Annotated in this window: 20 protein-coding genes; 17 read left to right on the top strand and 3 right to left on the bottom strand. The window is 61.0% G+C overall.

Annotation, left to right across the window (positions count from 1 at the left end):
- Positions 1-39 precede the first annotated feature (39 nt).
- Together GH663_RS06835 and GH663_RS06830 are read left to right on the top strand one after the other, a co-directional pair.
- Complete coding sequence (locus GH663_RS06835; protein WP_153130907.1) at positions 40-1,314, top strand: ATP-binding protein; 1,275 nt, start codon at positions 40-42, stop codon at positions 1,312-1,314.
- On the top strand, positions 1,311-1,844 hold the full coding sequence (locus tag GH663_RS06830) for a response regulator transcription factor (RefSeq protein WP_066879452.1): 534 nt from the start codon (positions 1,311-1,313) through the stop codon (positions 1,842-1,844). Before GH663_RS06835 ends, GH663_RS06830 begins: the two co-directional genes overlap by 4 nt.
- A gap of 94 nt (positions 1,845-1,938) precedes the next feature.
- Here GH663_RS06830 and GH663_RS06825 read toward each other — a convergent pair whose 3' ends face one another.
- From GH663_RS06825 to GH663_RS06815, 3 genes are read right to left on the bottom strand one after another with little or no spacing between them, the layout of a single operon-like run.
- On the bottom strand, positions 1,939-2,403 hold the full coding sequence (locus GH663_RS06825) for a copper chaperone PCu(A)C (protein WP_240481650.1): 465 nt from the start codon (positions 2,401-2,403) through the stop codon (positions 1,939-1,941).
- Positions 2,404-2,417: 14 nt separating this feature from the next.
- On the bottom strand, positions 2,418-3,020 hold the full coding sequence (locus tag GH663_RS06820) for an SCO family protein (RefSeq protein WP_153130906.1): 603 nt from the start codon (positions 3,018-3,020) through the stop codon (positions 2,418-2,420).
- 2 nt (positions 3,021-3,022) lie between these two features.
- Positions 3,023-3,490 carry a hypothetical protein gene (locus GH663_RS06815; RefSeq protein WP_170291354.1) on the bottom strand — a complete coding sequence of 156 codons (468 nt, stop codon included), beginning with the start codon at positions 3,488-3,490 and terminating at the stop codon, positions 3,023-3,025.
- Between the two features lie 193 nt (positions 3,491-3,683).
- Here GH663_RS06815 and nosZ (GH663_RS06810) point away from each other — a divergent pair, with 193 nt between their 5' ends.
- The 15 genes from nosZ (GH663_RS06810) (at position 3,684) to GH663_RS06740 (ending at position 21,130) form a co-directional block, all read left to right on the top strand.
- Positions 3,684-5,975 (top strand): Sec-dependent nitrous-oxide reductase, encoded by a 2,292-nt coding sequence (nosZ, locus tag GH663_RS06810; RefSeq protein WP_153130903.1) that lies wholly within the window; start codon positions 3,684-3,686, stop codon positions 5,973-5,975.
- An 82-nt stretch (positions 5,976-6,057) separates the two neighbouring features.
- Positions 6,058-8,634: an ATP-binding protein gene (locus GH663_RS06805; RefSeq protein WP_246181518.1), complete on the top strand. Its 2,577-nt coding sequence runs from the start codon at positions 6,058-6,060 to the stop codon at positions 8,632-8,634.
- Positions 8,631-9,764, top strand: coding sequence for a response regulator (locus tag GH663_RS06800; protein ID WP_153130905.1), 1,134 nt, complete (start codon positions 8,631-8,633; stop codon positions 9,762-9,764). Before GH663_RS06805 ends, GH663_RS06800 begins: the two co-directional genes overlap by 4 nt.
- Positions 9,761-10,411, top strand: coding sequence for a response regulator (locus GH663_RS06795; protein WP_153130904.1), 651 nt, complete (start codon positions 9,761-9,763; stop codon positions 10,409-10,411). The genes GH663_RS06800 and GH663_RS06795 overlap by 4 nt, the downstream gene beginning before the upstream one ends.
- A gap of 179 nt (positions 10,412-10,590) precedes the next feature.
- On the top strand, positions 10,591-12,882 hold the full coding sequence (nosZ, locus tag GH663_RS06790; protein WP_153130903.1) for a Sec-dependent nitrous-oxide reductase: 2,292 nt from the start codon (positions 10,591-10,593) through the stop codon (positions 12,880-12,882).
- Between the two features lie 93 nt (positions 12,883-12,975).
- Entirely contained in the window at positions 12,976-13,272 is a 297-nt protein-coding gene (locus tag GH663_RS06785; protein ID WP_240481785.1) for a c-type cytochrome, read from the top strand.
- 111 nt (positions 13,273-13,383) lie between these two features.
- A complete protein-coding gene (locus GH663_RS06780; protein WP_153130902.1) occupies positions 13,384-14,112 on the top strand; it encodes a c-type cytochrome in 729 nt (242 codons plus the stop codon).
- A gap of 81 nt (positions 14,113-14,193) precedes the next feature.
- Positions 14,194-15,168, top strand: a complete 975-nt coding sequence (locus tag GH663_RS06775; RefSeq protein ID WP_153130901.1) for a hypothetical protein — start codon at positions 14,194-14,196, stop codon at positions 15,166-15,168.
- A 4-nt stretch (positions 15,169-15,172) separates the two neighbouring features.
- Positions 15,173-16,537, top strand: a complete 1,365-nt coding sequence (gene nosD / locus GH663_RS06770; RefSeq protein ID WP_153130900.1) for a nitrous oxide reductase family maturation protein NosD — start codon at positions 15,173-15,175, stop codon at positions 16,535-16,537.
- Positions 16,534-17,382 carry a 4Fe-4S dicluster domain-containing protein gene (locus GH663_RS06765; RefSeq protein WP_153130899.1) on the top strand — a complete coding sequence of 283 codons (849 nt, stop codon included), beginning with the start codon at positions 16,534-16,536 and terminating at the stop codon, positions 17,380-17,382. The genes nosD and GH663_RS06765 overlap by 4 nt, the downstream gene beginning before the upstream one ends.
- A 1-nt stretch (position 17,383) precedes the next feature.
- On the top strand, positions 17,384-18,349 hold the full coding sequence (locus GH663_RS06760) for a NapH/MauN family ferredoxin-type protein (protein WP_153130898.1): 966 nt from the start codon (positions 17,384-17,386) through the stop codon (positions 18,347-18,349).
- Between the two features lie 104 nt (positions 18,350-18,453).
- Complete coding sequence (locus tag GH663_RS06755; protein WP_153130897.1) at positions 18,454-19,311, top strand: ABC transporter ATP-binding protein; 858 nt, start codon at positions 18,454-18,456, stop codon at positions 19,309-19,311.
- A 2-nt stretch (positions 19,312-19,313) separates the two neighbouring features.
- Complete coding sequence (locus GH663_RS06750) at positions 19,314-19,799, top strand: hypothetical protein (protein ID WP_153130896.1); 486 nt, start codon at positions 19,314-19,316, stop codon at positions 19,797-19,799.
- Positions 19,800-20,627 carry an ABC transporter permease gene (locus GH663_RS06745; protein WP_066882494.1) on the top strand — a complete coding sequence of 276 codons (828 nt, stop codon included), beginning with the start codon at positions 19,800-19,802 and terminating at the stop codon, positions 20,625-20,627.
- The gene (locus GH663_RS06740) at positions 20,624-21,130 is read left to right on the top strand and encodes a TlpA family protein disulfide reductase (protein WP_153130895.1); all 507 of its coding nucleotides are present in this window, start codon (positions 20,624-20,626) and stop codon (positions 21,128-21,130) included. The genes GH663_RS06745 and GH663_RS06740 overlap by 4 nt, the downstream gene beginning before the upstream one ends.
- Positions 21,131-21,429: the final 299 nt, after the last annotated feature.

The raw sequence follows: 21,429 nt of genomic DNA, 5'->3' as shown, positions 1-21,429 counted from the left end.
GCATCTGAAAATTGACACAAATCACGCATAATTCGCCCCATGCCTTTCATCTCCTGTGCTGCCGACGGAACCGACCACCTGGCCAACTTGCGCCGACTGGTTGCCAGCCGCTGGATTGTGCTGGCCCTGATGTTCCTGCTGGTGATGATCGCGCCCGGCCTGCTCGACATTCCCATCCAGCAAATGCCGCTGCTCGCCGTGCTGGCCATCACACTGTGCTTCAATGCCGCCGTCCATTGGCGGTTGCGCCAGGCCCGCAGCGCCACGCCTTATGAACTGTTCAGCCAGTTGCTGATCGACATCTGCGCCTTGAGCGCCCTGATCTTTTTCAGCGGCGGCGCCACCAACCCGCTCGTCTCTTTGCTCCTGCCCTCGGTGGCGATTGCCGCGCTAACCCTGCCCGGACGTTGCGTGCTCGGCATCGGCCTGATCGCCGTCGTCGCCTACTCGCTGCTGATGGTTTTCTACATTCCGCTGCCGATGCCGGATGCGACGCGTGCCACCCGCCTGCACCTGATCGGCATGTGGCTGACCTTCGTCGTTTCGGCGACGATGATCGCCTGGTTCGTGGTCCGCATGACCCGCCTGATCCGCCTGCGCGACGCCGAATTGGCGGCCGCCCGCGAACAGGCCTTGCGCGACGAGCGGGTGATGGCGATGGGCACGCTGGCTGCCGGCGCCGCCCACGAACTCGGCACGCCGCTCGGCACCATGGCCCTGCTCGCCGGCGAACTGGCACACGAGTTTGCCGACAACCCGAATCTGTCCCAAGCGGCCCGCGACGACATCACCCTGCTCCGCCAGCAGATCGGCGTCTGCAAGGACATCATCACCGTGCTCTCGCGCCGCGCTGGCGCCGAGCGCCTGGAAAACGCCCAGAAGGAAGCGGCCGACCGCTGGCTCGACGCCATCCGCCAGCACTGGCACGCCGTCCGGCCGCAAGTCAGTTGTCGGCTGGTGCTGACCAGCGACGGCCCGGCCCCGGCCATCCTGGCCGACCCGCGACTGGAGCAAGCCATTCTCAACCTGCTGAACAATGCCGCCAACGCCAGCAAGCCGCTCCCCCTTGAACTGCGCCTCGGCTGGTCGAGCCACGATCTCTGCATCGACATTCGCGATCATGGCCCGGGCTTTCCGCAACACGTGCTGGAGCGCGTCGGGCACAGCACCTTCCCGCCGCACGAGCGCGGCAGCGGCATCGGCCTGATGTTGACCAGTGCCGCCATCGAACAACTTGGCGGTCGCCTGACCCTGAGCAATCCCGACGACGGCGGCGCCCTGGCCCGCATCGAACTTCCCCTGCCCAGACCATGAACGACATGACCCTGATCATCGATGACGACGCCGCCTTCAACGGCGTTCTCGTCCGCACCCTGGAACGTCGCGGCTACCCGGCGCGCGGCGCCCTCGACCCGGCCAGCGCCCTTGAACTGGCGCGCCGCGAGTCGCCGCCACGGGTCGTCCTCGATCTCAACCTGAATGGAGCCTCCGGCCTGGCGCTGATCCCGGAACTGCTCGAAATCAACCCGGCCTGCCGCATCGTCGTCCTGACCGGCTACGCCAGCATCACCACGGCAGTAGACGCAATCAAGCTCGGCGCCTTTCAATACCTGGCCAAGCCGGTCGAAATCGAAGCCATCCTCGGCGCCTTCGACGACGAAGAAAACGCCGATGTCGACTTCGCCGCCCCGGACGAACCGCTCTCGGTCAATCGCCTGGAGTGGGAACATATCCAGCGCGTCCTCAACGAAAACGACGGCAACATCTCGGCCACGGCGCGCGCCCTGAAGATGCATCGCCGCACCCTGCAGCGCAAACTCGGCAAACACCCGGCCAAAAGCTGAAAGGGCCGGAATCATCCGGCCCTCAATTTGAAAAATGGCATTTTTCCGGCGTTGACCGCAGGACTTGCGGTCAACGGCCGGAAAGCACCGATTTTCAGTGCTTGTGTTCCATCGGCATGCTGGCGGCCGGCATCGGGCGCACCACCTTGGCCTCGACCACCTTGCTGCTGCCGTCATCGAAGCTCAGCGTGATCGGCACGACATCGCCTTCCTTCATCGGCGCCTTCAGGTCGATCATCATCACATGCAGGCCGCCCGGCTTGAGCACGGCCTCACCCTTGGCCTTGATGTCGATCGCCGGTACCGGGCGCATCTTCATGACACCACCTTCGTTGAGATGGGTATGCAACTCGGTGACCTTGGAAACCGGGTTGTCAGCCTTCAGCACCTTGATGTCCTTGTCGCCGTTGTTCTTGATGACCATGAAGGCACCGGTCGCCGGCGCATTGGGCGGCGCCAGACGAACGTAGGGGTCTTGCACCGAGACGTTGTCAGCGGCGCCGGCCAGGGCACCGGCCGAGAAGATCAGGCCGGCGGCGAGCAGGGAAAGTTGTTTCATTGAATTGCACTCCTTCAGGGTTGGTTCAAATACTTGCGTAGCGCCACCACCACCTGGTCCGGCGGCGTGGCATGGGCAATCTTGCCGGCCAGCTTGCCATCCGGCCCGACGATATAGGTGTCGGCCGAATGATCGACGACATAGCCGCCACCCGCCGTATCGACCCGCTGCTTGGCGTAGAAGGCACCGTAGGCCCGGGCGATGTCGGCCAGACTGTCCGGCGTGCCGGTGACGCCGACGATGGCCGGATGGAAGAAGTCGACGTACTCCTTCAGGCGGGCCGGCGTATCGCGCTCCGGATCGACCGAGATGAAGATCATCGCCACCTTGGCCAGTTCTTCCGGCTTCAACTGTTTCAGCCCCTCGGCCGTGGCCACCAGCGAAGTCGGGCAGATGTCCGGGCAATAGGTATAGCCGAAATAGACGAGCACGACCTTGCCCCGGTAGTCGCTCAGCGACACCGGACCATCGACTGACTGCAGGGTGAAATCGCCGCCATTGGCCGAAGCGAGCTTGGGCAACTGCCATTCCGTCGGCTCGGGGTGCCAGAACAAGCCGAGCCCGACGACCAGGGCGGCAAGAAGAGCGGCAATCGCCAGCAGGATGCGTTCGGACATGGTTAGTGGGGGACTCCGGAAAAACGATAGGGAATGGCAATGCGCTGGTTGCCGCTTTCGATCAGCACCGTCGCTTGCCAATCCATCTCGCCGGTAATGCAGACAGGCAGGTTGGCCTCGGCGACGAAGCGACCGCCGCCCTGATCGACCAGCACCGGCCGGTTCAGCCCCATGTTCATGTCGATGCCGGTGAAATCGACTTCGACCCGCGACGCTTTCAGGCCGCTGACCGCCACCTGCACCTTGAACGGCTTGACCATCGGGATCGGCAGGACGCTGGATGACAATTCGACCCGCCCACCATCCGGCAACTGTGCCACACACGCCTGCTTGTGCAGATCGCAGCCGGCCTCCGGCTGCACGTTCAAATCTGCTTTTGGTAACAGGATGGGCGAAAGTTTGTAACCAACGACGACCACCAGGGCGATCAGCAAGATACCGATCGCATCAATGAGGATTTTCTTATTCACTGGACTAGCACAGGCCTTTCGCCACTGGAGCAGGCTGCATTTTCCTTGAAGGAAGCCTGCAGGAATTAGCAAAGATCAATTTTTTCACAAGTTGGCTGGAATACAGTGTGCGGCAAATTGTCGCAGCACCTGTAAAGGTTGCTGTGCCGATGGGGGACTAGAAGTGATCTTCTTATCAAGTGGGAGAAATCGAATGAATAAATTTGCAGTCAAAACGACCGTGATGCTCGTCGCAGCCACGATCGGCCTCGGCGCTGCCACCTCGTGGGCCGCCGAATCGCTGCAGGACGTGATGAAGCGTCGCGGTCTCAGCCAGCAGGATCTGCTCGCTGCGTCCAAGACCTATGTCCCGACCGGCAAGCGTGACGAGTTCCTGGCTTTCAGCTCCGGCGGTCAGTCCGGCCAGGTCATCGTCTATGGCATTCCGTCCATGCGCATCCTGAAGTACATCGGCGTCTTCACGCCGGAACCCTGGCAGGGTTATGGCTTTGACGAGAATTCCAAGGCCGTGCTGCGTCAGGGCAATATCGACGGCAAGGAAATCAACTGGGGCGATACGCACCATCCGGCCATTTCCGAAACCCAGGGCAAGTACGACGGTCAGTTCCTGTTCATCAACGACAAGGCCAATCCGCGCCTGGCGGTGATCGACCTGCGTGACTTCGAGACGAAGCAGATCGTGGTCAACCCGATCTACAAGTCGGAGCACGGTGGCGCTTTCGTGACGCCGAATACCGAGTATGTGATCGAAGCCGCCCAGTACGCTGCGCCGCTTGAGAACAAGAAGTTCTATCCGCTCGAAGAGTTCAACGAGAAGTATCGCGGTGGCGTGACGTACTGGAAGTTCGATCGCAAGGAAGGCCGCATCGATCCGAAGGAGTCGTTCTCCCTCGAATTGCCGCCGTATTCGCAGGATTTGTCGGATGCCGGTAAAGGCCCGTCCGATGGCTGGTCGTTCACCAATTCGTTCTGTTCCGAGCGTTATGTCGGTGGTATCGAGAAGGGTCGCCCGCCGTATGAGGCCGGTTGTTCCGCCAAGGACACCGACTATCTGCACGTGATCAACTGGAAGAAGGCGGCTGAGCTGGTTGCTCAGGGCAAGGCCAAGAAGATCAACGGCCACAATGTGCTGATGATGGAAACGGCGATTAAGGAAGGCATCCTCTTCCTGATTCCGGAACCGAAGTCGCCGCACGGTGTGGATGTCACCCCGGACGGCAAGTTCCTGACCGTGGCCGGCAAGCTCGATACGCACGTTTCGGTCTATTCCTTCGAGAAGATCCAGGCAGCGATCAAGGCCAACAAGTTCGAATCCAAGGATCCGTATGGCATTCCGGTGATCGGCATGAAGGATGCGCTGCACACCCAGGTGCAGTTGGGTCTTGGCCCCTTGCATACCCAGTATGATTCGAAGTCCTGTATCGCTTATACCTCGCTGTATGTCGATTCGCAGGTCGTGAAGTGGGATCACTGCCAGGGTAAGGTGCTGGACAAGATTTCCGTGCATTACAACATCGGTCACCTGGTGACGATGGAGGGTGACTCGGCCGATCCGAAGGGCCGTTATCTGGTGGCCTTGAACAAGCTGTCGATCGATCGTTTCAATCCGGTTGGCCCCTTGCATCCGCAGAATCACCAGCTGATCGACATTTCGAACGACAAGATGCAACTGTTGTACGACATGCCGCTGCCGCTGGGTGAGCCGCACTATGTGGTGGCGATCGAGGCTTCGAAGTTGAAGCCGGGTGTCCGTTACAAGGTGGGTACCGATTCGCGGACCGACAAGCCGCATCCGGGCATGGTTCGCGCCGGTGAGGAAGTGACGACCAAGAAGGGTAACAAGATCGAGGTCAAGGGTACGTTGATCCGTTCGCACATCACGCCGGAAACGATCGAGGCAGAAGTGGGCGACGAAGTCACCATTCACCTGACCAACCTCGAACGCGCCCAGGATGAAACCCACGGTTTCACGGTGTCGACGATGAACGTCCATGCTTCGGTTGAGCCGGGCAAGACGGTGACCGTCAAGTTCAAGGCGGACAAGGAAGGTGTCTATCCGTACTACTGCACGGAGTTCTGCTCCGCGCTGCACCTTGAAATGCAGGGTTACCTGCTGGTCAAGCCGAAGGGCTGGAAGCCGGGCAAGACGGCTGAAGCCAAGGCCAACTACACGGAAGCCGACTATAAGGCGACGGTGAAGAAGGTGGCGGATACCCAGGTCGTTATTGATTCCGTGGTCGGTTACATCACCAGCGTGAACTTCAAGGACTTCCCGGATGTGGTGAACATGGTCGATGACGCTACCGACCAGCTCAACAAGATGAAGGATGCCAAGACCAAGCACGAAGCCGCTGCCGCCAAGAAGGATTGGGACCAAGCCAATCTGTGGGCCGAGCAGGTCTGGCAGTACCAGGTCAAGGCCGCCGACATCGGGCTCCGCGCCAAGACATACCTCGAGCAGAACGGCGCCAAGAAGGTCAAGTAAGCACGATTGACCGAGCGTACAAAGGGGAGCAGAGTTTCTGCTCCCCTTTTTCATTCCCTCGCTTTTCCGGCATTAGGAACGCATGCCCTCCCCCCTCAAATTACCGCTGTCGCTGGCCGGCCTTGCCGGAACCTTGCTGGCGATTGCGATCTGGACGCTTCTCGTGCTGGCCTCGCTGCTCACTCAGCGGGAACAGCTGAACCGGAATGCGGCCGCCCTCGCCCGCATCGATGCCGTCGCCAATCTGAAAAAGGACATGGCGATCCGCAAATGGGCCTCCGGCGTCGGCGGCGTCTTCATTCGCGAAGAACATGTCCCAGCGCAGAACTCGCTTGAAGAAGAAGAGCGCTTCACGGTCAAAGCAGGTACCGACGAACAATTCAGGATCGTCAGCGTCACGCCGATCCATCTGCTGCTCGCCATCCAGGAAACCAGCAATCGCGGCTTCGGCCTGCGTGAGCGACTGACTTCAAACCAGCTGCGCAATATCGGCAACCGTCCTGACGAATGGGAAAGCCAGGCCCTCGCTGCCTTGAGTCAGGGTGCCGAAATGGTCACCGAAACCCAGCCCAGGAAAGGCAGCCATGGCCTTATGCGCGCCATGCTGCCGATGAAGATGGAAGAGGAATGCCTGGAATGCCACCGCGACACGCTTGTTCCGGTCGGCGGCCTGCGCGGCGGCGCCAGCGTCTCGATCGACCTCAACACCTACCGCACGGCCCAGGAGCCGACCTGGCGGGCGCTGCAGTACTGGCATGGCGGCATCTGGACATTCGGTGCCGCCACCATCCTGCTGCTGCACTTTTTTTCCCGCCGACGGGCGCTTGAACGCCTGTATCAGGACGAAATGCGCCGGGAAAATGAAATGGCCTTTGGCGCGATGGCGGAAGGAGCCGTCATCACCGATGCCGAGGGCACCATACTCTGGGTGAACGATGCCTTCTGCACCATCTTCGGCTTCAGGCGCGACGAGGTGATCGGGCAAAACCCGCGCATTCTCAAGTCGGGACTCCACGACCAGGACTTCTACAGCAAACTTTGGCACAGCCTGACCCAGGATGGACACTGGCGCGGCGAAATCTGGAATCGCCGAAAGAACGGCGAAATCTTTCCGGAAGAAATCTCGATGCAGGCCCTGCGCGGCCCGGACGGCCGGATTCGCCGCTACATTTCGATCTTTTCCGACATCACGCAACGCAAGAAGGCCGAGCAGGAACTGGCCGACTACCGCGAACACCTCGAAGAACTGGTGCGTCAGCGTACGGAGGAACTGACTGTTGCCCGCGACCAGGCCGAAGCGGCCAACCGCAGCAAATCAACCTTCCTGGCCAATATGAGCCACGAACTGCGGACGCCGCTCAACGCGGTGATCGGCTTCTCCCGGCTGATGGAGAAAGACACCAGCCTGTCGTCACGACAGCAGGGCAACCTCGAAATCATCAACCATTCCGGGCATCACCTGCTGACCCTGATCAACGACATCCTTGAACTTTCCAAGATCGAATCAGGCAAGATGGAAATCGCCATCGAGGAAGTCGCTCTCGCCGAATTGCTGACCCAGGTCGTGGACATGATGGGCTTGCGCGCCGAGCAGGCCGGACTGGCCCTGCGCCTGGAGATGGAAAACCTGCCGGCCGTGGTCATGCTCGACCCGGTAATCATTCGCCAGATCCTGCTCAACCTGCTCTCCAACGCTGTCAAATTCACCCCACAGGGTGAAATCGTCGTCCGTGCCGAGGCCGTTGCCAGCGGCGACAACCGGGTCGACCTGAGCATCGCCGTCCGCGACACCGGGATCGGCATCGCCCCGGCCGACTGCGAGCGAATCTTTTCGTCCTTCGAGCAGGTGGGCAGTAACCAGCATGGCGGGACCGGGCTGGGTCTGACCATCAGCCGGAACTACGTCCGCATGCTGGGCGGCGAGTTGGCCGTCGAATCAGCCCCCGGACGAGGCTCGACCTTCCACTTCACGATCCCGGCAGCGCGGGTGGATACGCCGCAATTGCCCGCACGGCAACCTGAAATTGCCCGAAAATTGCCGGTCGACCGCCGGTGTCGGGTGCTCATCGTCGACGACGGTCAGGCCGCGCGCCTGCTGGTCCGCTCGCTGCTCGAACCGCTCGGTTTCACAATCGACGAAGCCGCCAACCTTGCCGAGGCGGCTACAGCACTCGGCAAGACGCCGGCCGATCTGGTCTTTCTCGACTGGTACCTGCCGGATGGCCAGGGCATCGACTTCATCACCCGGCTCCGCCGCGACAGCACCGAGCCACCGCGGATCGTCATGTTGACCGCCAACGCCTTGCTGGAAGCCCGCGAGGCGGCGCTGGCCGCCGGCGCTGATGACTTTGTCAGCAAGCCCTTCGAGGAAAGCGATATTTTCCGGGTCATCGAGCAGCAACTGGGCATCTGCCTGAGCAGTCCGGGCAGTGAAACCCCGCCACCGCCCGACATTGAGGAGTTTTCCCAACTTTCGGCCGAGACCCGCAGGCGGCTGACCGAAGCGGCCATTTCACTGAGCGCGACGGAAATTGAAGCAGCCCTCCGTCAGGTAGCCAGCGAAAACCCGCGCTTTGCCAACCATCTCTCGGCGCTCTGTCGCGACCGCCACTACCAGACACTTTGGAAAACACTGGGCATTCTGGATAACGAACAATGAAGACCAATGACGCTCACCGCGTGCCGCCCGAAATCCTGGTCGTCGACGACACGGTCGCCTCGCTCGATCTGCTCTGCGACCTGCTGACCGAGGCCGGCTACGTCGTCCGCCCGGCCCAGGACGGCCGCATGGCCTTGCGCTCAGCCCAGGCCAAACCGCCGGAACTGATCCTGCTCGATGTCCGCATGCCCGGCATGGACGGCTACGAACTTTGCCAGCGCCTGAAAGCCGAGCCGGCCACCCGCGATATCCCGATCATCTTTCTCTCTGCCCTGCGCGATACCGGCGACAAGGTGCGCGGCTTCAGCCTCGGCGCCGTCGACTACATCGCCAAGCCTTTCCAGCCCGAAGAAGTCCTCGCCCGCGTACACACCCATATCGAGTTGCGCCGCCTGCAGACCAAACTGGAAGACAAGGTCGCCGAGCGCACCGAACAATTGCGCCACTCGGAACAGGAGTTGCGCGACTCCCGCTCCCGCCTGCAGGAACTGGCCGGTTTTCTGCAGACCGTGCGCGAGGAGGAACGAACAGCCATCGCCCGGGAACTGCACGACGAACTGGGCCAGGCTCTGACCGCCTTGCGCATCGACCTCGGCTGGCTGAAACGCCAATGCAGCCCCTTGGGCAGTTCGGTGACGGCGCGCGCCAGCGATGCCCATGCCCTGGTCGAGCGCACCATCGACGCCTTGCGCCGTATCGCCGAGGGGCTACGCCCCGGCATGCTCGACGTACTTGGCCTCGCCGCGGCGCTCGAACACCTGTGCAGCCAGTTTGCCGAACGCACAGGCATCGCCTGCCAGTTGAAATTGGAGCCGGAGGAATTCGACCTCGACGAAGGCCCGGCCATCACCGTCTTTCGCCTGATCCAGGAGGCGCTGACCAATGTCGCCCGGCACGCCAAAGCCAGCCAGATCGAGATCGAAGTCCACGAAACGGCGGACAATATCCACATCGACATTCGCGATAACGGCATCGGCCTGAACCCGGTGCAATCCAAGCAAGGCTTCGGCCTGCTCGGCATGCGCGAGCGCGTCAGCATGCTCGGCGGCCGGATCGACATTGCCAGCGGCGCCAGCCAGGGCGTTCATATCGTAGCGACACTACCCCGACACGGAGGACATACCCCATGATTCGCACCCTGATCGCCGACGACCACGACATTCTCCGGGCCGGCCTCAAGCACATCCTGCACGACAGCGGCGATATCCTGGTTGCCGGCGAAGCCAGCAACGGCATCGAAGCCATCGGCAACCTGCGGCTGGCCGAGTGGGATGCGCTGGTCCTCGACCTGACCATGCCCGGCCGTAACGGCATCGAACTGATCAAGCAGATCAAGGCAGAGTTTCCCAAACTGCCGATTCTGATCCTGAGCATGCACAAGGAAGACATTTACGCCGTGCGCGCCCTGAAGGCCGGCGCCTCCGGCTACCTGTGCAAGGACAATGCGGAAACCCAGCTCGCCGACGCCATCCGCAAGGTGGCCGGCGGCGGCCTCTTCATCAACCAGTCGGTTTCCGACAAACTGACTCAGGAAATGCTGCGCGGGCGCGGCAGCATGGCGCCGCACAATCGCCTGACCGATCGCGAACACCAGATCTTCCTGCTCATCGTGCAGGGTCTTGGCGTCACCGAAATCGGCCGCCAGCTCAGCCTCAGCACCAAAACCGTCAGCACCCACAAGGCCAGCATCCTTGCCAAGATGAACATGACGAATACCGCCGAACTGGTCCGCTATGCCGTCCAGAACCACTTGATCGACGAGGAAAGCATCCTTTAGAACTAGGCTGTTCCCTACCCCACTCCTCCCGCTTCCCCAGCCTGCGAATCAGCGATTCGTCACCTGTTAAAGGCTTGCTGTGCCGCGCACAATGTGCGGCAAATTGTCGCAGCACCTGTAAAGGTTGCTGTGCCGATGGGGGACTAGAAGTGATCTTCTTATCAAGTGGGAGAAATCGAATGAATAAATTTGCAGTCAAAACGACCGTGATGCTCGTCGCAGCCACGATCGGCCTCGGCGCTGCCACCTCGTGGGCCGCCGAATCGCTGCAGGACGTGATGAAGCGTCGCGGTCTCAGCCAGCAGGATCTGCTCGCTGCGTCCAAGACCTATGTCCCGACCGGCAAGCGTGACGAGTTCCTGGCTTTCAGCTCCGGCGGTCAGTCCGGCCAGGTCATCGTCTATGGCATTCCGTCCATGCGCATCCTGAAGTACATCGGCGTCTTCACGCCGGAACCCTGGCAGGGTTATGGCTTTGACGAGAATTCCAAGGCCGTGCTGCGTCAGGGCAATATCGACGGCAAGGAAATCAACTGGGGCGATACGCACCATCCGGCCATTTCCGAAACCCAGGGCAAGTACGACGGTCAGTTCCTGTTCATCAACGACAAGGCCAATCCGCGCCTGGCGGTGATCGACCTGCGTGACTTCGAGACGAAGCAGATCGTGGTCAACCCGATCTACAAGTCGGAGCACGGTGGCGCTTTCGTGACGCCGAATACCGAGTATGTGATCGAAGCCGCCCAGTACGCTGCGCCGCTTGAGAACAAGAAGTTCTATCCGCTCGAAGAGTTCAACGAGAAGTATCGCGGTGGCGTGACGTACTGGAAGTTCGATCGCAAGGAAGGCCGCATCGATCCGAAGGAGTCGTTCTCCCTCGAATTGCCGCCGTATTCGCAGGATTTGTCGGATGCCGGTAAAGGCCCGTCCGATGGCTGGTCGTTCACCAATTCGTTCTGTTCCGAGCGTTATGTCGGTGGTATCGAGAAGGGTCGCCCGCCGTATGAGGCCGGTTGTTCCGCCAAGGACACCGACTATCTGCACGTGATCAACTGGAAGAAGGCGGCTGAGCTGGTTGCTCAGGGCAAGGCCAAGAAGATCAACGGCCACAATGTGCTGATGATGGAAACGGCGATTAAGGAAGGCATCCTCTTCCTGATTCCGGAACCGAAGTCGCCGCACGGTGTGGATGTCACCCCGGACGGCAAGTTCCTGACCGTGGCCGGCAAGCTCGATACGCACGTTTCGGTCTATTCCTTCGAGAAGATCCAGGCAGCGATCAAGGCCAACAAGTTCGAATCCAAGGATCCGTATGGCATTCCGGTGATCGGCATGAAGGATGCGCTGCACACCCAGGTGCAGTTGGGTCTTGGCCCCTTGCATACCCAGTATGATTCGAAGTCCTGTATCGCTTATACCTCGCTGTATGTCGATTCGCAGGTCGTGAAGTGGGATCACTGCCAGGGTAAGGTGCTGGACAAGATTTCCGTGCATTACAACATCGGTCACCTGGTGACGATGGAGGGTGACTCGGCCGATCCGAAGGGCCGTTATCTGGTGGCCTTGAACAAGCTGTCGATCGATCGTTTCAATCCGGTTGGCCCCTTGCATCCGCAGAATCACCAGCTGATCGACATTTCGAACGACAAGATGCAACTGTTGTACGACATGCCGCTGCCGCTGGGTGAGCCGCACTATGTGGTGGCGATCGAGGCTTCGAAGTTGAAGCCGGGTGTCCGTTACAAGGTGGGTACCGATTCGCGGACCGACAAGCCGCATCCGGGCATGGTTCGCGCCGGTGAGGAAGTGACGACCAAGAAGGGTAACAAGATCGAGGTCAAGGGTACGTTGATCCGTTCGCACATCACGCCGGAAACGATCGAGGCAGAAGTGGGCGACGAAGTCACCATTCACCTGACCAACCTCGAACGCGCCCAGGATGAAACCCACGGTTTCACGGTGTCGACGATGAACGTCCATGCTTCGGTTGAGCCGGGCAAGACGGTGACCGTCAAGTTCAAGGCGGACAAGGAAGGTGTCTATCCGTACTACTGCACGGAGTTCTGCTCCGCGCTGCACCTTGAAATGCAGGGTTACCTGCTGGTCAAGCCGAAGGGCTGGAAGCCGGGCAAGACGGCTGAAGCCAAGGCCAACTACACGGAAGCCGACTATAAGGCGACGGTGAAGAAGGTGGCGGATACCCAGGTCGTTATTGATTCCGTGGTCGGTTACATCACCAGCGTGAACTTCAAGGACTTCCCGGATGTGGTGAACATGGTCGATGACGCTACCGACCAGCTCAACAAGATGAAGGATGCCAAGACCAAGCACGAAGCCGCTGCCGCCAAGAAGGATTGGGACCAAGCCAATCTGTGGGCCGAGCAGGTCTGGCAGTACCAGGTCAAGGCCGCCGACATCGGGCTCCGCGCCAAGACATACCTCGAGCAGAACGGCGCCAAGAAGGTCAAGTAGCCTTGAATATTGATTTGGCTCATTAAAGTAAGTGGATGGCTGGGCTAACCTAGCCATCCACGTAAAATGGAGGGTAAACCCATGAAAACTGTAATGTTTTTTGCAATCGCAGCACTTGCCGCCGGCTCCGCCATGGCAGCTCCGGATGGCGCCAAACTGTACGCCGAAAAGACCTGTAACGCCTGCCACGGTCCGAAGGGCGACAAGCCGCTGATGCCGAACTATCCGAAGGTTGCCGGCCAGAACGCTGCTTACCTCGAAGCCCAGATGAAGGACATCAAGAGCGGCGCCCGCAACAACGGCCAGACCGCCGCGATGAAGGGCGTCATGCACCTCGTCAATGATGAGGAAATCAAGGCCATCGCCGACTACCTCGCCAAGCTGAAATAAGCTGAAAAAGCCCGCATGCCGGGCTTCTGACACACATCAAGGAATGCTGATATTCGATGACGGAGAATTCATCAACCGTTTCGGATCATCGACCGTAAAAGGAATACAGACATGAAAAAATCATTGTTGCTGGTTGCACTTCTCTCCGCTGGCGTTGCCTTTGCCGCCCCCCCGGCCCCGCATCAGGGTGGTATTGAGTCGAAGGATTACAAGTGGAATGCCCAGGAAGGCGAAAAGATTGAAGCCCTGAAACTCAAGGGCGACAAGAAGAACGGCCAGGAAGCCTATGAAGTCTGCGGCGCCTGCCACCTGCCCTCCGGCGCCGGTCGCCCGGATGGCACCTTCCCGCAGCTCGCCGGCCAGCACACCACGGTGCTGATCAAGCAGATGGCCGACATCCGCGCCGGTCTGCGCGACAACCCGACGATGTACCCGTTCGCCGCCACCCTGACCGACCCGCAGGAACTGGCTGACGTTTCGTCCTACATCGAAAGCCTCTGCATCCCGGTCGAACACGGCAAGTACGAAGGCGCCGATGCCGCAATGCAGGTCGCCAAGGGCAAGGAACTGTACGAAAAGCAGTGTCTGGAGTGCCACGGCAAGAATGGTGAAGGCGACAAAGCCAAGTTCTACCCGGTGATCGCCGGTCAGCACTACAAGTACCTGCTGCGCCAGATGACCGAGATTCGCGACGGCCACCGCCGCAACGCCAACCCGGACATGGTCAAGGTCATCAAGCCCTACACCAACGACCAGCTGGTGGCGATTTCCGCCTACCAGTCCAGCCTGGTGATGCCGGGCAACATGTGCAAGCCGAAAGCCGGCGGCAAGAAGAAGTAAAGTAACAAACTGGTTGCCTGAACCTGTTTCAGGCAACCATTCCCGGCCCCCGGCCGGACGTATCGAACAGAGAGCAGCAACATGGAAAAACAAAACAAAATCATCGGTGGCCTGACCTTCATTTCGCTGGTCTGCCTGATTGCCGCCTACTTTGCCCCGATCTGGTGGGTTTCGCTGACCGCCCCGAATTACCCTGAAGATGCCTTCCCGGACGGCATCCGCATTCACTTCCACTTCGACGGTGTCTATAACGGCTGCAAGGCGGCCGGCAAGGGCACCCGGATGGCCAACGAGATCATCCAGAAGGATCTGGCTCACGACGACGAGCGCTACAACCCGGTGCTCGATGCCAAGAAAAATGTCGACAAGGGCGCCGAAGGTCTCGATTGCGTCCATGAGATGAACACCATCAACCACTACGTCGGCATGTTCCCGATCGCCACAGGCGCTCCGGTCGAAAAGCCGCTCGCCAAGTTCTTCTTCGGCTTCTTCGCAGTCATGATGCTGGCTTTCGCACTGCCGAAGAAAAAGGCCCGTCTGGCCACGTTGACCGCAGGCTTCGCCGCCGTCGCCGCCTGGATGCTGGTCGACCAGTTCGTCATGGGCCACCTCGAAAGCCATGTTCAGGCCTACATGCAGGAATCCGGCACCTTCTTCCGCGATCCGGAACGGATCAAGGACTGGGGCGACAACGTCCGCAACATTTCGCAAGTCGTCATCTTCGGCCTGATCGCCGTCATGGGCGTGGTCATCGCCGGCGTTGCCCTGCTTCGCTCCTTCCAGTTGCTGCTGGCGCTGGTTCCGGCCCTGCTCCCGGTCTTTTTCGTGATCACCTACGCCGGCTGGCTGTGGTTCTTCGGCCACAACCTGCACCCGTGGGGCGCCTTCACCGTCAAGCCTTTCATGCCCACCGTTTTCGGCGAAGGCAAGGTCGCGCAGTTCTCGACCTTCTCCTACCCCTACTGGGGCTACGGCCTGCTGCTGGTCATTTTCATCTGCATGATGCTGGCCCTGCTGATCCGTCGCAAACAACTGCGCGAAGGCGCTGCGGAGTAATTCGGTGTCAAAGCGTTCTCTGGTAATTCGGGCCGGTCTGACGACGGCCCTGCTCCTCGCCTGCCAGATCGGCAACTCGGTTCAGCAACGCGACGACAACGCCGACATGGGGGGCAAGCCGCGGGTCGATATCGACCGCCCGAAGCCGACCTACATGCTGCATGAGCGGGACAAGCGGGTGCATGGCCTGCGCCCCTTCCAGGACCTAGTCGACAAGGCCCCCGCCGGCTCGGTGCTGAAGCCCCCACCGGGCGTCTATGCAGGTCCGGTCGTCATCAACAAGCCGCTGATCATCGAAGGCGGCGGCCAGGTCACCATCGATGCCGGCGACAAGGGCACGGTGATGGCGCTCAATGCCAACAACTCAGTGCTGCGTGGCCTGCACCTGACCGGCTCGGGCGACTCGCACGATACCGACGACTCCTGCCTCGATGTCCGTGGTCACAACAACGTCATCGAGGACCTGAAACTCGACAACTGCCTGTTCGGCTTCGATTTCAAGCAGTCGAACAACAACCTGATCCGCGGCAACACCGTCCGCTCCAAGGACCGCGAACTCGGCGTCCGCGGCGACGGCCTGCGCCTCTGGTACAGCCACGACAACATCGTCGAGAAGAACCAGATCATCGATTCGCGCGACATGGTCGCCTGGTATTCGAACAAGAACGTTTTCCGCGACAACCTGGGTCGGCGCAGCCGCTACTCGATCCATTTCATGTTCGCCAACGACAACATCGTCGAACGCAACCAGTTCTACGACAACGCGGTCGGTGTCTATTTCATGTACACCGAAGGCGGCGCCGTCCGCAACAACGTCATTTCGCACGCCACCGGCGCCACCGGCATGGGCATCGGCTTCAAGGAAGCGTCCGGCACCGTCATCGAAAACAACGAGATCATTTACTGCGGCATCGGCATTGGTTCCGACCTTTCGCCGTTCCAGCCGGAAAGCACGATCGAGATTCGCGGCAACCGCTTCGCCTACAACGGCATCGGCATCCTGTTCAACAGCGAAACCGGCGGCAACAACATGGTCGACAACATTTTCGAAGGCAATCTGACCCAGGTCACCTACGGTGGACGCGGCGACAACAACAATAACCCCCGCAACTTCTGGCAGGGCAATTACTGGGACGACTTCCAGGGCTTCGACCGCAACGGCGACGGCATCGGCGACCAGAAGCACGACCTCTATGCCTACGCCGACCAGATCTGGATGGAAATGCCGGTGGCCCGTTTCTTCCGCAGCTCGCCGGTCATGGAACTGCTCGACTTCCTCGAACGACTGGCCCCATTTTCCTCTCCCGACCTGATCCTGCGCGACGAACAGCCACGCTTCATCAAGCCAGCAAGGGCGGCACTATCATGAGCACTCCCACCCCGCAAAAGCCGAAAAAACCGGCGATGTCGATTGAAAAAGCGCAGAAGGCCCGGCGCAAGTTCCTGCAATCGGTCGGCCTGGCCGGCGGGGTGATCGGTTTGTCCCTGCTCGGCTACATCCCGGTCAGCAGCGCCAAGACACCGCGCCTGCGGCCACCCGGCGCCCTCAACGAATCCGACTTCCTGTCTTCCTGCATCAAGTGCGGCCAGTGCGTACAGGTCTGCCCGGTGCAGGCAATCAAGCTCGGCGACCTGAACGACGGCTTCGGCGTCGGCGTGCCCTACATCGATGCCCGCGAGCAAGCCTGCGATTTCTCCTGCGATGCCGTGCAGTGCGTGCTGGCCTGCCCGACCGGCTCGCTGACCTACAAGAAGCCGGAATTCCTCAAGATCAGCGATGGCGCCATGCTGGCTGCCGCCCCGATCCTGAAGGCGAAGGAAAAGGATGCCGAAAGCACGCTCAACCTGAAGGAACGCATCGGTGTCGCCCGCCTGGCCCGTCCGGAATCCTGTCTGGCCGTGCAGGGCAAGCCCTTCAAGGGGCAGACGCGGGGCGCCGCCTTCACGGGAAAAATGCGCTACATGGACGTGGACCGCTGGAAACCGATCCCGATCCGCGACCACCCCTACGACCTCGAACTGTGCGATCTATGCGTCCAGGCCTGCCCGGTCAAGAACGCCCTTGAACTGCGTCCGGTCAAGGGTGCCGACGGCGTCGAACGCATGACCCCGACCGTCCTCGAACCCTGCGTCGGCTGCGGCGTCTGCGAGATGATCTGCCCGGCCGAACCGGCCGCCATCGTCGTCGATGCCCGCGCCCCCTGGAAAGCCTGATATGAGCCGCTTTACCGAACTGTTCATGGGCATGCTGGGCGCTGCCCCGAAAAAACCCGAGAAGGTTGCCGACAAGGTGCAAAAGATCATGTTCCTCAAGTACGAGGACAAGGATCGCTACATCAAGGAAAAACTGCACGCCCGCGAACACCACAATGTCAGCCACAAGTGGCGCAATCGCCGCTGGGCCGTGCTGCTCGCCGTCAATCTGCTGTTCGTGCTTTCCTTCTGGCTCGACATCCAGATTCTCGAAGGTTCGCTGACCGCCTCACGCTTCGTCGGCTTTCACCTGATCGACCTCAACTCGGCACTGCAGGTGATGCTCGCCCACAAGCACATCATCGTTAACCTGTTCATCGGCACCTTCACCGTCTTCCTGATCTGGGTATTGCTCGGTGGCCGAACTTTCTGTTCCTGGGTCTGCCCCTACCACCTGCTGGCGGAATGGACGGAAGCGCTGCATCTGAAACTGGTCGAGAAAAAGATCGTCACCGATCACGAATTCCACCGCGGCACGCGCACGGTGTTCTGGGTGCTTTTTGGCCTGATGTCCATCGTCACCGGCTACACCGTCTTCGAAACACTGTCGCCGACCGGCATCCTGTCCCGGGCGCTGATCTACGGCCCGGGCCTGGCCCTCGGCTGGGTCGGCCTGCTGCTGCTCTTCGAGATTCTCTATTCCCGCCGCGCCTGGTGCCGCTACGTCTGCCCGATCGGCCTGACCTATGGCGCCGTCGGCGCAATTTCACCGCTGCAGGTCAGCTACCACGTCGAACACTGTTTCCACGAAGGCGACTGCCGCAAGGTCTGCCTGGTGCCGCATGTCCTCGACGTCACCGTCAAGGGCCGGGCCAGCGAGGAAACCATGGGCCTCGGCCCGGATTGCACGCGCTGCGGCCTATGCATCGACATCTGCCCGACCGGCGCCCTGCGCTACGAAGTCAAAGGGCTGTCGAAACTGCTCTGAGCCGGCCCGGCCTGCCCAATGGCAGGCCTGGCAAGGCAAAACACCTTGCGGATTTTTGATCGAAATTCAATGTCGACCGCAGCAGCCTCCCTATAATCGCGCCCATGATCCAGTTCAACAACGTCGCCAAGACATTCCGCCGCGCCCGTGTCCTCGATGGCATCAGCCTCAATATCGGACTCGGCGAACGCGTCGCCCTGATCGGCTCCAACGGGGCCGGCAAAACCACCCTGATCCGCTGCCTGCTCGGCGAATACACCCATGATGGCGCCGTCGCCATCAACGGCCTCGATCCGCGCAGCAACCGTACCGAAGTGCTGGGCAGCATCGGCTTCGTGCCGCAGTTGCCGCCGCCGCTGAAAATGCCGGTCGGCCAGTTGATCGACTTTTCCGCCTCGCTGTGCGGCACCGACCCGCAGCGCATCCACGCCATCGCCAAGCGCCTCGGCCTCGATGTCGAAAACATCCTGACCCGGCAGTTCGTCCGCCTTTCCGGCGGCATGAAGCAGAAGCTGCTGATTTCCATCGCCCTCGGCCGCGACGCCAAGGTGCTGGTGATGGACGAGCCGGCCGCCAACCTCGACCCGGAAGCGCGCAAGATCTTCTTCGACCTGCTGGCCGAACGCCTCGACGATGCGACGATGATCATCTCCAGCCACCGTCTCGACGAGGTTTCGGCGCTGGTCAATCGCGTCATCGAAATGGACATGGGCAAGGTCGTCCTCGACGACCAGGTGGCCGATGCCGTGTCGATGACCGCGACGCTGGCCTGCCGCATCGTCCTCAAGCGCTTCGAACCGGCGTTCGCCAAGGCACTCGACGGCTGGAACATCAGCAGCAGCGATGACAGCCTGACCTGGACCGGCAGCATCGCCGGCCCCGACCGCCTGCGCTTTCTCGGCATCATTTCCCGCTACACCGCGCTGGTCGGCGACCTGTCGCTGGCCGAGACGGGCAACTGAGCATGTGCGACCCGCATCGCCGCCGGTTCATCGGCCGCCTGGGTCTCGGCGGCCTGTTGCTGACGCCGCTCGCCGCCGCGCTCTCCGGCTGCCAGAAAGACGGCTGGCCGGAAGGTATGGCCGAGATCAAGTGGGACCGCGAAAACTGCCCGCGCTGCAGCATGGTCATCTCCGACCGGCGCTTCGCGGCGGAAATTCGCGGCGGCCCGAAGGACATGGTGATCAAGTTCGATGACATCGGCTGCATGACCTTCTGGATTCGCGAAAACCTGCAGAAATACCCGTGGCTGGCCGAGGCCGCTACCCGCATGTGGGTGGCCGATTCAGCCGGCAAGGGCAAGGACGTGACCTGGCTGGACCCGCGCAAGGCGCATTTCGTCACCCGCAGCTCCCCGATGGGCTACAACTTCGGCGCCGTCGTCTATCCGCAGATGGGCAGCCTGGATTTTGAGAGCATGCGCCAGCATGTACTCGCCAAAGGAAAGTAAATGAAGCAACTGTGGCTCACCGCCAAACTGGATATCGTCGAATCGCTGCGCGCCCGCTGGTTCCAGATTTATACCCTGATCTTCGGCGGCATCGTCGCCCTGCTCTTCCTGTTCGGCCTGACTGAATCGCGTGTCCTCGGCTTCATCGGTCTGTCGCGCCTGCTCGTCACCTACATCCAGCTGACCATGGCCATCCTGCCGATCTTCGTGCTGATCACCACGGTCCGCTCGGTGGCCGGCGACCGCGAGGCCGGCGTCTTCGAATACCTGCTCTCGCTGCCGGTCTCGCTCTCCGCTTGGTTCTGGGGCAAGATCGTCGGCCGCTACATCGTCGTCTTCGCCCCGGTTTTCCTCGCCATGCTCGGCGCCGTCGGCTGGGCGACCGTGCAAGGCATCGAAGTGCCGTGGAACATCTTCGGCTACTACACCGCCCTGCTCGCCGTCATGGCCATGTGCTTCCTCGGCATCGGCATGCTGATCTCGGCCATCGCCCGCAGCACCGACATGGCGCAGGGCGCCGCCTTCCTGGTCTGGCTGACCTTCCTGCTCTTCCTCGACCTGATCCTGCTCGGCGTCATGATCCAGGGCAAGGTCTCGCCGGAAATCGCCGTCACCCTCGCCCTGGCCAATCCGCTGCAGGTTTTCCGCACCGCCGCACTGGCCCTGTTCGACCCGCAACTGATCGTGCTCGGCCCCTCGGCCTACGTCATCCTCGACCTGTTCGGCGCCGAGGGCTACAAGATCTTCGCCCTCGCTTACCCGGCAGCACTCGGCCTGCTCAGTGCTACCATCGGCTACTTCCTGTTCCGTCGCGGCGACCTGCCTTGAAAAAACTTCTGCCCGCCCTGGTTTTTGCCCTTTTTGCGGCGTTGACCGCAGGACCGTCCGTAGCCGATGAACTGCCGGCCTCCGGCCCCTTGTTCTCCGCCACATTGAGCGATCTTGACGACAAGCCGGTGGCGCTCGAACGCTACAAAGGCAAGCCGCTGGTGGTCAATTTCTGGGCCCGCTGGTGTGGCCCTTGCCGCGCCGAGATTCCGGAACTGATCAAGTTCCGCGCCAGCCACAAGGGCAAGATCGAAGTCCTCGGCATCGGCATCGAGGACAAGGCGGAACCGGCCAAGGAATTCGCCAAGGCCTACGAAATGGACTACCCGGTGCTGATCGCCAAGGAAAAAGGCATTCCGCTGATGCAGGCGCTGGGCAACAGCAAGGGCGGCCTGCCCTACACGCTGTTCATCGACCGCAACGGCCAGGTGGTCCAGAAAAAGATGGGCCTGATCCGGAAGGCCGATCTAGACGCCGCTGCCGCGCTGCTGCTGAAGAACTGAGCCGGCCGGCGCTCACCGTCCCGAACGCGGTGAACGGTTCAGGGCAACGAGTTCGACGAGTCCCCAAAACAGCGTACTGCCCAAGGCAAGGGCGGGGTGAGTCAGCATTCTCCGAAACCTGGCGTGCATTCGCATTCTCCTGCCCGGCAGATTGACTGCCGGAAATTGCCCGCTGGTGCCAGCGTCGCGGCAAGCGGGGCATTGTCATGAAAATTTCATCTTCAAGCACGGGGCTTGGCCCTTACCATAGCGACGAAATGTTAAGCAGGCATGTCAGCCCTGCGGCCGGGGAACCGCCT

Source organism: Dechloromonas hortensis (genome assembly GCF_009469765.1).
GTDB classification, from domain to species: Bacteria; Pseudomonadota; Gammaproteobacteria; order Burkholderiales; family Rhodocyclaceae; genus Azonexus; species Azonexus hortensis.
The sequence above is the reverse complement of the archived record's forward strand: the minus strand, read 5'-3'. Positions and strand labels throughout refer to the sequence as shown.